The sequence below is a fragment of the uncultured Eudoraea sp. genome (assembly GCF_947258925.1).
Lineage (GTDB): Bacteria > Bacteroidota > Bacteroidia > Flavobacteriales > Flavobacteriaceae > Eudoraea.
On sequence record NZ_CAMYKG010000015.1, the window covers coordinates 30,856 to 44,505 of the forward strand.

Genomic DNA, 13,650 nt, shown 5'->3' on the forward strand with positions numbered 1-13,650 from the left:
AGATGATGCCCTGCATATTATAGCCCAAAAGGCAGACGGCGCCATGAGAGATGCCTTGTCTATTTTTGACCGTGTAGTCAGCTTCTCCGGAAATAAACTTACCAGGGCAGCTGTAACTGAGAATTTGAATGTCCTGGATTACGATACATATTTTGCGACAACTGATCTAATTCTTGAACATAATATTCCACAATTATTAGTTTTATTCAATCAAACTTTGGCAAAAGGTTTTGAAGGCCATCATTTTATCAGCGGCCTGGCTTCTCATTTCAGGGATCTACTCGTTTGCAGACATGAAGAAACTATTGAATTATTAGAGGTTGGTGAAAAAGCTAAAAAACAATACCTAGAACAATCCAAAAAAACTTCTGAATCTTTTTTATTAGAAGGTATTGCACTGGCAAATGAGTGTGATCTTAATTACAAGGCCAGCAAAAACCACAGATTGCTGGTTGAATTAACCTTAATGAAATTGGCTTCCATAGATTTTAATGGTGAAAAAAAAAATCTTAAAAACTTAGATGGCACATGGGATCGTGAAATCCAATTAATTCCCACCTCTTATTTTATTGATACTCTACCGGCCAATGAACCCACAGCAAGTATTGCATCACAAATACCTTCAGAGCAGATCAATACTAGTATATCTCATGAAGAGAAAGTCTATAGCAATGAAGAAGCCGAAGTTACTGAAGCGGAAAGAATTGATTCAGAGCCCTTGACGCAAGTTATATCTGAAGATGTATTGATATCCGATCCAAAGAAGAAGATTAATATTAAAGAGCGATCCAAAAGAGTTTCGGGGCTTTCATTATCTAGTTTAAAGGCGAAAAAAGAACATCAGCTGAAAAAGATCGAAGTTGTCATAGATGAAGACAACTTACCTCAGGAACCTTTTACGAAAGATGAATTGATCAAAAATTGGGAAGCATATGTTCACAAACTGGACGAAACAGGCAAAAAGATTATGGCCTCAAATCTCAGTTCGGATCGGCCAAAAATAATTGATAATACTACCATTTGGATCGAGTTGCCAAATAGTACAATGAAAAAAGAAATTGAAAGGGAACAATACCATCTTTTGTCATACCTCCAAAAACAACTCAACAATTATAGCATTGAATTGAAAATAACCGTTAATGAGGAAATTGCTAAAAAATTTGCGTACACACCGGAAGAGAAATACCAAAAGTTGAGGGAGATTAACCCCGCAATTGACCTCTTGAGAAAGGAATTCGATTTAGACCTTTGATTTCTTTACCCACAGTAACCGGAGAGCATAAATCAGCATCACGATCGCTACAATAAGCAGGCCCAAAGACTCTCTTCCCCTTTCAATATTATCAATATCTCCGTTGCCAATAGTAACACCTTCAAACTTATCCGGCCATAAAATGAAAATCCCTACCAAATAGATACCACTCAAAATTATGGCTCCTGTAAAATTCAATTTACCCAAATAAAATAACAAAGATGCCGCTGCAGCCACACCATAAATGGCGTACCATAACAAAGCATCCGGATCATTGTACTGAACATAAGCCGCCCAGACGAATAAAATAGTGAATAACAGAGAAAGAAATTTAAACAGATTTTTCATATTAAAAGATGTTAATTGGTTAACTGCTGAACTATAAGCGGATAGACCCCTGTAGACTCTATTATTTCCTCATCTAATCCCCCCAGACTATTTGTAATATATACCGGGTAATCCAAAGGATCTTCCGGAATCCTGCCGTGAGAACCCTTTATCAGATCTGCCTTTAAAGGTATTATATTCATAACAGTTCTAAACCCCAGTTTCTTTTTTAAGAGTTTCAAAATCACTTTAAACATCACAAACTTGTCCTTGGGGTCTGTTAACATTTCAACGGGGTCATAACCGGGCTTTTTGTGGATATCAACCATTCTGGCATAGTCCGGTGCTTTTGTGTCATCTAACCAAAAGTAATAGGTAAACCATGAATTTTTATCTGCTATCAAAAGTAAATCGCCACTCCTTTCATGATTCAAATGAAACTCTTTCAATTCATTATCTGATAATACCCTTTCAATTCCGTCAATTCCTTTTAATAAGCCCTTTACTTCATCCTTTATAGTTGGGTCATTTAGATAAATGTGGGCTATCTGGTGATCGGCCACTGCAAAAGCTCTGCTGGCTCCCGCATCCAAAAGTTCAAGACCTCTTTCTTCTCTAATACTGATAAAACCCTTGGATCTGAGAATGCGGTTAATGTGAATTGGATTGTTCACATTAGTTATGCCATATTCAGAGAGCAAAACGATATTTGTATTACCTTGATCATAATGAGTCACCAAGGTTTTTACAACCTCATCAACTTCTTTCAGGTCTTTCCCGATCATTTTGAAGTCTATACCGTATCGCTGCAGATTATAATCCAAATGCGGAAGGTATATCAATGTAAGGGTAGGATCGTACAAGCGGTCAGTTTTGATTGCCGCTTCTGCTATCCATTGACTGGACTTTATTGAAGTTTTAGGCCCCCAAAAATTAAATAATGGGAAAGTGCCCAGTTCTTTTTGTAAATGGTCTCTTAATTCTGGTGGGTTGGAATAAACATCCGGGATTTTTCTACCGTCGGCCAGATAGTTCGGACGAGGTGTAACACTATAATTAGTCGTCGAATACATATTATACCACCAGAAGAGATTTGCACAAGTGAAATTACTGTCCAATTGCTTCATCTCATCCCATAATTTGTCGCCCTGGATAAGTTTATTGGATTGCCTCCAAAATTTAACTTCGCATTCATCCTTAAAGTACCAGCCATTTCCAACAATCCCGTGTTCTGATGGCAATTTACCGGTGAGATAAGTCGTCTGAGAAGTACAAGTAACGGCAGGTAAAACCGGTTTGATGTTTGCAGAGGTCCCTTTTTCCAAGAAAGATTGAATAAAAGGCGTATCCCCACCAATAAGTCTTTTTGTTAAACCAACAACATTAATTACAACCGTTTTATTCATACCCTAATGCAGTTTATCTTTAAACCAGTTCATTTCCCTAATTATGGACTCAGATAGTTCCTTTTTAAGTGAATTGGGCAGTACATCCCAGGTATATGTCTCAATTTCAAGATGTTCTGAAACCATATCACTCTTCAGAATAGAAATTACCTTTAGTATATGATCCTGGGTAGAATAAAGCCGGTCGAAGGATTCGAGAAAAATGGGTACATGAAAGTGAGCTCTTAGTTCCTTTACATCAGTTTTATTCTCAAGAACAACAGGCAAATCATTATATGTCTTAACACCATCGTCTGTTTTTTCAGTTACCTGATGCAGATAGGTAGGCTCATCGAACTGCGCTAATGATTTCCATATTTCATCCTTATCCTGTGTTTCAAATTTTATTTTCAAAGCCGCACTTACCTGAATTTTCCCAATCTTAATTCCGGCATCCCTTAATTTTTTAAAAGTATAAGCAGGTTCCTCATAAGCAAGAGAAAAATGACAGATATCATAACAAAGTGTGCAATAGCGGAGAACTATATCCCTCGCCTTTTCCTCGCTGACGCCAAGAGAATCTGCGATTTCCTTAATCGCGATGGGCAAAAGAAAGTTGCTGTAAAACCCCAGCACATCTTCCGTATTCTCCAGCATACCATCGGGTTCCGGTTCAATATCAAGATGAAGGTATTTTGATGTATCCTCTTCCAGTTTGTAAAGGTTTAGTATTACCTGTGTTAGGTGCAGTGCTCCCTTCTCCATGACTGCCTTTTTCTCGGAGGCACTCTTATGCCAATGCCGGTAACTAATTGGTGAGGTGGAAATACCACCAGAAATACCATCGGGCAACAAGTAAGCCAATTGCTCAAATAACCTTATGGTATATTGGACTCTTTCCTTAGTTGTCCAATCGGGTTCATGAACTTTGTCCTTGACCGCTTCATTATGAAAATTACCATAGGGAAAACCATTCATAGTGAAAACATAGAGGCCATTTTGAACAAGCCATTTTTTAAATATTGGCAGATTGCCATCTTCTGAAAGTTCTTCACTAGCCTTATTGGATAAACGTAAACCAACTCCAAGTGGCTGATCTTTGGCTAGTTTATTTTTTATTACCGGCAGGTATTTCTTTAAACTATTGAACGTATTTATCCAGTCCTGACCAGGATGAATATTGGTACAATATGTAAGATGGTATTTATCTTCGATAAACATAATTTATGCCGCATTAATTTTAAATTTTTTATTCAGGGAGTTTATCGCATCGGTCATTAATTCGAGATTAATTTCATGAATGTCAAATTTCTGTCCAATTTCGTTTATCATTGTAATCGTTAATTCACCTCCTAAATGCTCACGAAATTCCTCGATTCCATTTAATAACTCATTCATCTCTTTATTCCCGGATACCGGAATGGATAAGTCGAAGCCTATATTAATAAGTACGCCCAATATTTCATCTAAAACATCTGAAGAAATATACTCTAAGATACATGCATAAGTTAAATCGATTGCCATCCCCTTTGCCACGGCTTCCCCATGTCTCATCGTATAATTACTCATCTGTTCTAACTTATGTGCGGACCAATGACCAAAATCCAGTGGCCTGGAAGACCCATTCTCAAATGGGTCACCATTTTGAGCAATATGGTCCATATGCATTTCTGCACATCGATAAATTGAATGAAGCATTGCCTCCATATTTCGTTCTTTCAAAAGGACAGCATTCTTCTTGATTTCCGTAAAGAAGGATTTATCTTTAATCAGGGCTACCTTTATTGCCTCGGCCACCCCGGCAATCCAATCTCGTTGTTCGAGGGTTGTCAGAAATTTTTGGTCATTAATGACCGCATAGGGTGTAGCAAATGTACCAATGAAATTCTTCTTGCCATGGGCATTAATCCCATTCTTTACTCCAATTGCAGCATCATTTTGTGAAAGAACCGTGGTAGGTATTCGGATGAGTTTAACCCCCCTATGTGCAATTGATGCGGCATAGCCCGCCATATCAATAACGGCACCGCCCCCAATAACCACAATAAAAGAGTGTCTGCAAATGGCATTTTTGTCAATGGCCCCTATAATGCTATTTACATTATCGTAATTGTTTTTGGCCGCCTCACCACCAGGGATTAACAGACTTTCCGTAAATATTAATTGTTTGCTATAATTAAGGCAATAACTCTTAATATTCTCCAGTAAATATGAATGATTTCTTAGCACGCCATCATCTATAACAAAAAGGAGTTTTACCTGATTATTTGGTTTATAGGATTTGATGATTTCCGCGAACAGGCTATTGCTGCTGCCAAACACTTCATTCGTAAAGTGCAAACTATAATTGAAGTTTACGGCAAAAGACTGCTCTATGGGTTTAAATTGCATACTTTTAAATTAGGTTACCGCAAATATCTTAGCGAGTATAAATGACAGTGGTAGCAATAGTAAAACAATAAGCCCAAACTGCCAACTATCAAATGCTGCAGTGATAGAGGCATCCAAAACAATAATTGAAAGTACACCACTTACCACAGCCTTTTTAATGTTTTCAGGGGAATTTACCTTATAAGCTTTAATCAATGAACTATAAATCAGAAAAACAAATAAAGTAAGAAAAGGAAATAGAACAATCCATTGCCTCTGAATATCAGGTGTTATCATCAGAACGGCCAAAATAACTACGGCATATAAAAGACCTGCCCAAATGATATGCTTTTTGTTTTGCCCGTAAACCTCTCCCCTGCTTATTAACGTAATTGCAAAAATATATAAAAGGGGAATCGCGCCATACATCCAATGAGATATTTCACCAAATACAGACATCCCCAAAACGAGGTTTAATGCCCTGCAAAGCCCCATATTAAATGGTCCAAGAAACTGGAATTTTTTAGAGAAGCTATTATATACCAGGATAGATAATGCAAGAATCAAAGCAACATCTCCGCTGAGGTAGTTTACAAAAAACGATATTAAAATCCCTGAAATGAGTAAGCATGCCCCAAAGACTGATGCTCCTTTTTGAGAAACTATACCTTTTGGAATGGGCCTTTCCGGCCTTTCTACCCGGTCTATTTCCAAATCAAATACATCATTGAGAACAACGCCTCCTGCATAAAGAAAAATTGATGCGAAAATAAGTAGGACTACGTTTGGGTAATCAGGAGCATTTATGAAGTTTCCCGAGGAACTTAAGATTGCAAATCCAGAAATACTGCAACCGGCCAATATATCGGCCATGGCGGTGGGTAGATTTGCAGGCCTTGTTAGCTTTAAGTAACCCCAGACAACCTTATTCATGCTATTTATTGGATTTGATCTGAGTCTACCCTTGGTTCCTGACCTCTTAAAACACTGTTATCATTATAAAGTATGGATTGATTTATCCCCTGAGGATTTAACCAGTCTGATTCCTTCATTTTGCCATTTTTACTGAAAGCATCCAGCGCATTTTGATAACAGGTTTTTATGACATCTTCACGGGCAATCCCTCTTTTAAGCATAAGAGATGCTGTTTTTGGCACCGCAAGCGGATCGCTAACGCCCCAGTCTGCCGAACTATCAACAATGATATTTGTACTGCCGTAATGGCGCACTACCTCCACCATACGTTCATTACCCATTTTGGTTTTAGGATATATGGTAAAAGCAGCTATAAATCCTCTATCCAATACTTCTTTTACTGTTTCTTCATTATTATGATCTATAATGACATTGGCGGGATCAAGTCCATGCTCAATGCACACTTCCATACTCCTGATTGTACCTGTTTTTTTATCTCTGTGCGGCGTGTGAACCTGAACAGTCATGTTTAGTTCTTTTGCCAATTCCAATTGTTCCCGAAAATATTTATCCTCAGCCGGAGTTTGATCATCATAGCCAATTTCGCCAATAGCAACCACATTTTCTTTATGAAGATATAGTGGTAAAAGCTCCATTACCTGCTCGGCAAGAGCTTCATTATTGGCCTCTTTTGAATTCAAACCTATTGTACAATAATGCTTTATCCCAAACTGACTGGCCCGGAAAGGTTCCCATCCAACAAGGCTACTATAGTAATCTTGAAATGATCCAACCTGTGTTCGCGGTTGGCCCAACCAAAAAGAAGGTTCAATCACCGCAACAATTCCCGCCTCCGACATAGCTTCATAGTCATCTGTTGTTCTTGATGTCATATGGATATGAGGATCAATAATCATCATTTTTTCTTTCATAGCTTATTTTTTAAATTTTCCCAGCTAACAGCCTTATTCGCAACTTTTTCTAATAAATCCGGATATTTATCCAATAGTTTGGTGGCCTCCTTTTGCTGGGAGTTGAAACAACAAAGGGCTGCCGCCAGATTTTCAGCTTTATTTTTACTCCTGAACAGATGATCCATATCCTCTAATAAGACACCTTCAATAAAATTTGTTGCCGGACGCCAAAATACCGGGTCAATATCTCTGGAGGCCGCCCAGCGTTCATGTGCATAATCAGAAATAATCCTTGCCAGATCACTGTTGGCCATCTTGTCCACATCAACAATATTTTCCAACTTACGTTGCATAAATGCAGCTTTTAAATACATCTGGTTCCATTGCTGATTATTGAAGTGTTGTGAAGGATACGGATTGTTCAATGCAATAGCATCAAAGATAATCTCAATATTTGTTCGCAAGGCTTCAACACCTACCTGTTTATAGTCTTCAGCATGTGGTAAAAGTATTAAAAACTTCAAAAAGGTTTCTAGCTCGCTGGTATCCGCAACTTGTATTAGATTGGCTACCTTGGCTGAAAAATATGCCCTATCAGCCTGAAGCACCCGACAAAGAATATAAATTCGGCTTATCTGCAATACAGTAGCATTTTGTATCCTGAGGTAATCGGCCAATTCTTTATCTATGCCAGAGATTTTTGGTTCTGTTCCAGGGGTAATCTTACCGGCAATTAAGCTATAGGTAAGATATAGATCTTTAGCAGATTTTTTGCTAATTACTTCATCTAAGCTTTTATTAATCCAGTTAAATGTCTCTGCACTGACATCATCTTTCAGAATTTTAGATAACTGATCAGACGTATCCAAATTTTGCATAAGTTTCAATTACAAATAATCAAGGAAATGGACAATGGAAATTTCTTTTAACCAACAAATATATTAAGATAACAACAAACCTTCCTATTAATTGATGCCTATAGTTTTAGGAATCATTGTACATGTCTCGAAGGTTCTTTTTAAATTAGCAAAAATTTCAAGTATGTTAGGACTTAAACTACCAACAGATCCCCGATGGGTAAATATTGTGGAGAAGAATATAGATGAAATTCTAACTGATCATGCCTATTGTGAGCAAAAAGCAGCCAGTACGGCTATTTCACTTATTATAACTTTTCCGGAGTATCCGGAGCTTGTACAGGAAATGACAGCCCTATCCAGGGAAGAAATGGGACATTTTAAAATGGTTCATGATAGGATCATTGCCCGTGGTAAAACCCTTGGAAGGCAACGCAAGGATGAATACGCCCTTCAACTTTTAAAATTTTTTCCAAAAGGAGGAAACCGAACAACTCAGCTCGTGCATCGTCTGTTGTATGCCGCCTTAATAGAAGCCCGCAGTTGTGAGCGTTTTAGGTTGCTTTCTGAGGAACTGGAAGATAGGGAGCTAGCAGATTTTTATCATAAACTCATGGTAAGTGAGGCCGGACATTACACTATGTTTTTAAAATTTGCCAGAAAATATGGTCAAAAGGAGGAAGTAGATAAAAAGTGGCAAGAGCTTTTGGAATATGAAGCAGAGATTATGAAGGGATTAAGTAAAAAAGAAACTGTTCACGGGTAGTGCAGAAGATACTTACACCGCTTAGATATTGCCCGGTGCTTCATTTAAATGCTAAATAAAATACTTCGGCTATTGAACGAATCATACAAAGTTTTATCTTTTTGTCTATTTAATTTTCAATATTCTTCTCATTTAATTTCTTAAGGTAATAGTCATAAATTGCGAATTGCGAGCGTAGTTGTGGTTTATCATTTTTCCTGTAAATATTGTTCTGCTCTTCGTTAAAAATGCGGGCTTTTACATTATCGTTCCATGAAATTTCAAAGGTATCTATTAATTCTTGCTGAATATCTTTATCATAAATTGGACAACCTACTTCTACCCTATTATCCAAGTTACGCGTCATCCAGTCTGCAGAGGAGATATAGATTTTTGGATCTCCCTCATTACCAAAAATAAATACCCTTGGATGCTCCAAGAACTTATCTACAATACTAATAGCTTCTATGTTTTCACTCATTCCTTTGACTCCGGGAATAAGACAACAGACCCCTCTGATTATAAGTTGTATTTTAACGCCTGCTCTGCTCGCTTCATATAATTTATCCACCATTTTATATGAAGTAAAGCTATTCATCTTAATTTTTATGTAAGCTTCGCGGCCCTTTGCTGCCGATTCTATCTCATCATCTATTAATTTGATAAACATGCTCTTTGTATAATGAGGGGAAACAACAAGATGTTTATATTTATAAATCTTGTAGGTGGTTTCAAAAAAATCAAAGACAATCTTCAATTCTTTTAAAATGGATTCATTTGCTGTAAAGAGGGTATAATCTGTATAAATCTTCGCAGTAGATTCATTAAAATTTCCTGTACTAACAAAGCCATATCGTTTAATTAAATCTCCTTCTTCTCTTTCAATTACACATATCTTACTATGCACTTTTAAACCGGGTACTCCAAAAATAAGTTTTACACCTTCGGCCTGCAGTTCTTCTGCATAATTGATATTGGCCTGCTCATCAAAACGGGCTCTTAACTCTATCTGCATGGTCACTTGCTTACCATTCTTTACAGCATTTATTAAAGAAGCTGCCACCTGGGAATCTTTGGCAAGGCGATATACAGTGATCTTAATACTTTTAACTTTTGGGTCGAGTGCTGCCTCTCTGAGAAATTTTATTATGTATGAAAACGTATGGTACGGAGCATACATGAGGTAGTCTTTTTCCGCAATACGTTCCAAAAGACTTCCTTCCAAACTCAGCCCCTTAACCGGTAGTGGTGTAATTTTCTCGTACATCAAATCTTGCCTTCCCAAACTGGGAAAGCCCATATAGTCCCTTCTATTGTGATAGCGGCCACCGGGAATTACACTATCAGTATCTTCAATACCCATTTTGCCTTTTAGAAATTCCAGCGTATCCACATCAATACTTTTATCATATACAAAACGAACAGGATCACTAATTTTTCTACCTTCAACGCTCGATGATATTTTTTCAATGAACGACTTACTTAAATCATTGTCAATATCCAATTCTGCATCTCTTGTGATTTTAATCATGTGAGCAGAAATGGCCTCATAATCGAACATTGGAAATATCCGATCCAAACAAAACCGGATCAGGTCATCCAGAATAATAATGTAATTTCGATTCTCTTCAGCCGGCAATACTACAAAACGCTCTACCCCTTTTGGAATTTCTATAAGGGCATATCTATTCGGCGTCTCCTCTTCATTAAAATCACCCTCTGGTTGCGCTAAAATCATTTTCACAGCCAGATATGCTTCCGTGTCTTTGAGTAAAGGGAATTGATTAAGGTCATTTAAGACAATGGTCATTAACTGTGGACTAACCTTTTCCAGGAAATAATTTTTAACAAACTCTGCCTGGGCTTCGGATACCTCAGTTTCATCTATCAGGAAGATGCCTTCAGACTCCAATTCTTTTATAATATCTTTATGTATTTCAAGGCTTTTACTTTGCTGATTAATCACAATCTTGGTAATTTCAGCGAGCAGATCTTTTGCTTTTTCGCCCCCCAGTACGCTTTTACCTTTTTTACCTGCCAGGACAATTCTTTTTACCGTGGCATACCGCACCTTAAAAAATTCATCCAGGTTGTTTGAAAATATACCTAAAAACCGAAGCCTTTCAATTAAAGGGACATTTTTATCTGCACTCTCCTGTAAAACACGATCGTTAAACATCAACCAGCTAATTTCCCTGTTGATATATTGATCTTTAGATTTAATCATTATCTAAGAAGTTTTGGGATAAAAAGGTGTTCGGTAATACCTTCATTAATTGATTGCCAGTTGGTGACATCAAAGTTAATCTGAACCAAAGCTGAAGTTGGTACGTTTTCGATGGGTCTGTTACCCCATTGATTTACAATATTTGTGAGTGCGTAATTGTGTCCGAAAATAATAACCTTATTCAGGTCGTCATCAAGGTTTTTTACAAAAGACATGACGGACTCTCCTGAAAAATCATATAATTGATCTGATATTTTCAATTCTTGCAGCGGTAAATTAATAGTTCTTAAAAAAATCATACAGGTATGCAGTGCCCTATTCGCCGGACTTGAATAGGCTGCATCTATGTCTTTGGCCAAACTTTTAAACTCGGAACTTACCAAATAAGCATCATTAATTCCTCTTTCCTGCAGAGGCCGGTCCTGATCGCCTACCCCATATTTCCATGAAGATTTTCCATGTCTTACAAAAATAACGGTCTTCATAATTCAATAGTTTTAAGGGGCAAGTCGCTCTATTTTCCAGTTATAATCTGATTGCATTGTGTATCGGATCCTGTCGTGAAGCCTATTATCTCTTCCCTGCCAAAATTCCATGGAAACAGGCTTAACCAGATAACCTCCCCAATAATCGGGACGTTCAATTTCCTTACCCTTATATTTTTTCTCCAGTTTCTTTAATTCAACTTCCAAAACCTCTCTTGAAGGTATTACACTACTTTGATTTGAGACAATAGCTCCCAATTTACTACCTTCCGGCCTGGACTCAAAATATCCATCGGATAGATTTTTAGCTATTTTCTCAACTGTTCCTTTAATAATTATCTGACGTTCCATGATGGGCCAAAAAAATGATAAACAAACTCTTGGCACAGCCTCGATTGCCTTGCCTTTTTCACTGTTGTAATTGGAATAAAAAATAAAGCCCTCAAATGTATATTTTTTAAGGAGTACCACCCTGCTCTTTGGAAATCCATCCAAACCCAATGTCGAAATTGTCATTGCGTTTGGCTCATCGATAGTTTGTGATGCTTCAACCTCATAATACCATTTCTGAAAAAGCTCCATAGGATTATCAGAAATTGCATCTTCTGTTAAAGACTTTTTATTATATGATTTACGATGATTTCCTAAATCTCTGTGCATAATAAACGACAATTGTTAGTTCTACAAAGTTGGGGAAAAGATGTATAAAATTGAAGCGTTATTGAAATTTTATATCAAAGTTTACCATTATAAAATTCTGCTGGGATCCTCTCCCAAAGTTTGATTTATCAGAGTATAAAGGTCTTGCCATCATCCGCTAATTCAACATTGCTAAAAATCTGGATTGCTTCTTCCTTAAATGGCATTATAGACTTATATCGCGTAGAAAAATGTCCAAGAATTAATTGATGCACATTTGCATCACGTGCAATAGTAGCTGCCTGTTTTGCGGTAGAATGTTTTGTCTTTTTGGCTAGATGCCGTTCCGTTTCCAAAAAAGTAGATTCGTGATATAGCAGGTCTACTCCTTCAACTAAGGATATCAGACTTTCGTTAAAAGCAGTATCGCTACAATAAGCATATTTTTTTGGTGGCGGGGGATCAAAACTGAGCTCTGCGTTAGAAATAATAGAGCCATCTTCCAGTTTTACATCCTTTCCCTGTTTAATACTGCTGAAATAAGCTTTGTCAATTTTGTATTTTGCGGTTGCCTCAACATTCAATTTACGCTCTCCGGTTAATTCGCGAAACAAAAACCCGTTGGTATAAACCCTGTGATCCAGGGGTAGCGTACTTACTTCAACTTTAGTGTCTTCAAATAGCAGCTCAGGTTCACTGGAGTTCAATTCATGAAAGATAAGTTGATAATTCGTATATGAATTCCCTAGTTTCAAAAGCAATGTAATAGCCTGTTTTATTCCTTCAGGACCATATATATGGAGTTCCTTTTCCCTGCCCAAAAGTCTAAATGTGGATATAAGGCCCGGCAGACCAAAAAAATGATCACCATGCAAATGTGAAATAAAAATATGTGTTATTCGTGAGAATTTTATTTTATTCTTTCGCAACTGTACCTGTGTTCCTTCACCGCAATCTATTAGAAACAGGTGGTTTTTTATTTCCAACACCTGGGCTGTAGGATTGGTCAACGTTCTTGGAGTAGCTGCGTAGCAACCCAGAATATGCAGCTTCATTTTTGTTTCCGGGTTTCCAATTTATATTCGATGGCTTCTTCTGGCATAAAATTGCTCTTTAAAGTAAACGCATAGGAACTTTCTCCAAATTTATTCAGGTGGTCAAGCCGATCTTTAGCTTCCTGCGCTGTAGGATATTTACCAACCGGCACATACCAACATGCCATATGCATTTCTTTCATAGCTGAGAACCATTCCTTTCTCCTTTTGAATATATCTTTGTGATCAGACTTGTAGGTAAAATTAAAAAGGGCATCTATAGATGTCCATACCGACATATTGACAACAATTTCATCATCATTAAATACCTTTACAGCCGATTCGTTGTTGTCGTCTATTAATCGCCAGATAAAGCCTTCACTTTTTTCCGCTAATTGATTGATCCTGTCCAGGTTATTTACAAAATCTTTCATGATTTCACTGTCCAGAGGAGCCAACATACGGGCAATATTAATTTGGGCAAGATTATAATTCATATA

14 protein-coding genes are annotated in these 13,650 nt (G+C 37.4%); 2 read left to right on the plus strand and 12 right to left on the minus strand.

Annotated features, from left to right (window positions below; all coding sequences use genetic code 11):
- A partial coding sequence (locus tag Q0X77_RS06990; RefSeq protein ID WP_297795091.1) for a DNA polymerase III subunit gamma/tau occupies positions 1 to 1,252 on the plus strand: 1,252 nt, incomplete at its 5' end.
- On the opposite strand, the gene Q0X77_RS06995 is transcribed toward Q0X77_RS06990, so the two are convergent.
- The 7 genes from Q0X77_RS06995 to Q0X77_RS07025 are packed head-to-tail and all read right to left on the minus strand — an operon-like array spanning position 1,241 to position 8,041.
- The gene (locus Q0X77_RS06995; protein ID WP_297795094.1) at positions 1,241 to 1,600 is read right to left on the minus strand and encodes a transmembrane 220 family protein; all 360 of its coding nucleotides are present in this window, start codon (positions 1,598 to 1,600) and stop codon (positions 1,241 to 1,243) included. The two genes, Q0X77_RS06990 and Q0X77_RS06995, sit on opposite strands and share 12 nt — an antisense overlap.
- An 11-nt stretch (positions 1,601 to 1,611) precedes the next feature.
- Positions 1,612 to 2,985: an alkaline phosphatase family protein gene (locus Q0X77_RS07000; protein ID WP_297795097.1), complete on the minus strand. Its 1,374-nt coding sequence runs from the start codon at positions 2,983 to 2,985 to the stop codon at positions 1,612 to 1,614.
- 3 nt (positions 2,986 to 2,988) lie between these two features.
- The gene (gene eboE, locus Q0X77_RS07005) at positions 2,989 to 4,185 is read right to left on the minus strand and encodes a metabolite traffic protein EboE (RefSeq protein WP_297795100.1); all 1,197 of its coding nucleotides are present in this window, start codon (positions 4,183 to 4,185) and stop codon (positions 2,989 to 2,991) included.
- Between the two features lie 3 nt (positions 4,186 to 4,188).
- Entirely contained in the window at positions 4,189 to 5,355 is a 1,167-nt protein-coding gene (locus tag Q0X77_RS07010) for a 3-dehydroquinate synthase (protein ID WP_297795103.1), read from the minus strand.
- A 9-nt stretch (positions 5,356 to 5,364) separates the two neighbouring features.
- On the minus strand, positions 5,365 to 6,267 hold the full coding sequence (eboC, locus tag Q0X77_RS07015) for a UbiA-like protein EboC (RefSeq protein ID WP_297795106.1): 903 nt from the start codon (positions 6,265 to 6,267) through the stop codon (positions 5,365 to 5,367).
- Positions 6,268 to 6,272: 5 nt separating this feature from the next.
- Positions 6,273 to 7,181: a TatD family hydrolase gene (locus Q0X77_RS07020; RefSeq protein ID WP_297795109.1), complete on the minus strand. Its 909-nt coding sequence runs from the start codon at positions 7,179 to 7,181 to the stop codon at positions 6,273 to 6,275.
- Complete coding sequence (locus Q0X77_RS07025) at positions 7,178 to 8,041, minus strand: EboA domain-containing protein (RefSeq protein ID WP_297795111.1); 864 nt, start codon at positions 8,039 to 8,041, stop codon at positions 7,178 to 7,180. Before Q0X77_RS07025 ends, Q0X77_RS07020 begins: the two co-directional genes overlap by 4 nt.
- A gap of 163 nt (positions 8,042 to 8,204) precedes the next feature.
- Here Q0X77_RS07025 and Q0X77_RS07030 point away from each other — a divergent pair, with 163 nt between their 5' ends.
- Positions 8,205 to 8,786 carry a tRNA-(ms[2]io[6]A)-hydroxylase gene (locus tag Q0X77_RS07030; RefSeq protein WP_297795114.1) on the plus strand — a complete coding sequence of 194 codons (582 nt, stop codon included), beginning with the start codon at positions 8,205 to 8,207 and terminating at the stop codon, positions 8,784 to 8,786.
- A 109-nt stretch (positions 8,787 to 8,895) separates the two neighbouring features.
- Here Q0X77_RS07030 and ppk1 read toward each other — a convergent pair whose 3' ends face one another.
- The 5 genes from ppk1 to Q0X77_RS07055 form a co-directional block, all read right to left on the minus strand.
- Complete coding sequence (ppk1, locus tag Q0X77_RS07035; protein ID WP_297795117.1) at positions 8,896 to 10,992, minus strand: polyphosphate kinase 1; 2,097 nt, start codon at positions 10,990 to 10,992, stop codon at positions 8,896 to 8,898.
- The gene (locus Q0X77_RS07040) at positions 10,992 to 11,477 is read right to left on the minus strand and encodes a histidine phosphatase family protein (protein ID WP_297795119.1); all 486 of its coding nucleotides are present in this window, start codon (positions 11,475 to 11,477) and stop codon (positions 10,992 to 10,994) included. The genes ppk1 and Q0X77_RS07040 overlap by 1 nt, the downstream gene beginning before the upstream one ends.
- A 12-nt stretch (positions 11,478 to 11,489) precedes the next feature.
- Positions 11,490 to 12,137 (minus strand): pyridoxamine 5'-phosphate oxidase, encoded by a 648-nt coding sequence (gene pdxH / locus Q0X77_RS07045; RefSeq protein WP_297795122.1) that lies wholly within the window; start codon positions 12,135 to 12,137, stop codon positions 11,490 to 11,492.
- A gap of 128 nt (positions 12,138 to 12,265) precedes the next feature.
- Complete coding sequence (locus Q0X77_RS07050) at positions 12,266 to 13,171, minus strand: ribonuclease Z (RefSeq protein ID WP_297795125.1); 906 nt, start codon at positions 13,169 to 13,171, stop codon at positions 12,266 to 12,268.
- Positions 13,168 to 13,647, minus strand: coding sequence for a DUF3291 domain-containing protein (locus Q0X77_RS07055; protein ID WP_297795127.1), 480 nt, complete (start codon positions 13,645 to 13,647; stop codon positions 13,168 to 13,170). Before Q0X77_RS07055 ends, Q0X77_RS07050 begins: the two co-directional genes overlap by 4 nt.
- Between the last annotated feature and the right edge of the window lie 3 nt (positions 13,648 to 13,650).

Bases quoted from the DNA above. Each gene is read 5' to 3' on its own strand.
- Q0X77_RS07010 (WP_297795103.1), bottom strand. From the start codon at position 5,355: ATGCAATTTAAACCCATAGAGCAGTCTTTTGCCGTAAACTTCAATTAT.
- Q0X77_RS07030 (WP_297795114.1), top strand. From the start codon at position 8,205: ATGTTAGGACTTAAACTACCAACAGATCCCCGATGGGTAAATATTGTG.
- Q0X77_RS06995 (WP_297795094.1), bottom strand. From the start codon at position 1,600: ATGAAAAATCTGTTTAAATTTCTTTCTCTGTTATTCACTATTTTATTC.
- Q0X77_RS07020 (WP_297795109.1), bottom strand. From the start codon at position 7,181: ATGAAAGAAAAAATGATGATTATTGATCCTCATATCCATATGACATCA.
- Q0X77_RS07000 (WP_297795097.1), bottom strand. From the start codon at position 2,985: ATGAATAAAACGGTTGTAATTAATGTTGTTGGTTTAACAAAAAGACTT.
- eboC (WP_297795106.1), bottom strand. From the start codon at position 6,267: ATGAATAAGGTTGTCTGGGGTTACTTAAAGCTAACAAGGCCTGCAAAT.
- Q0X77_RS07025 (WP_297795111.1), bottom strand. From the start codon at position 8,041: ATGCAAAATTTGGATACGTCTGATCAGTTATCTAAAATTCTGAAAGAT.
- eboE (WP_297795100.1), bottom strand. From the start codon at position 4,185: ATGTTTATCGAAGATAAATACCATCTTACATATTGTACCAATATTCAT.
- pdxH (WP_297795122.1), bottom strand. From the start codon at position 12,137: ATGCACAGAGATTTAGGAAATCATCGTAAATCATATAATAAAAAGTCT.
- ppk1 (WP_297795117.1), bottom strand. From the start codon at position 10,992: ATGATTAAATCTAAAGATCAATATATCAACAGGGAAATTAGCTGGTTG.
- Q0X77_RS07055 (WP_297795127.1), bottom strand. From the start codon at position 13,647: ATGAATTATAATCTTGCCCAAATTAATATTGCCCGTATGTTGGCTCCT.
- Q0X77_RS07050 (WP_297795125.1), bottom strand. From the start codon at position 13,171: ATGAAGCTGCATATTCTGGGTTGCTACGCAGCTACTCCAAGAACGTTG.
- Q0X77_RS07040 (WP_297795119.1), bottom strand. From the start codon at position 11,477: ATGAAGACCGTTATTTTTGTAAGACATGGAAAATCTTCATGGAAATAT.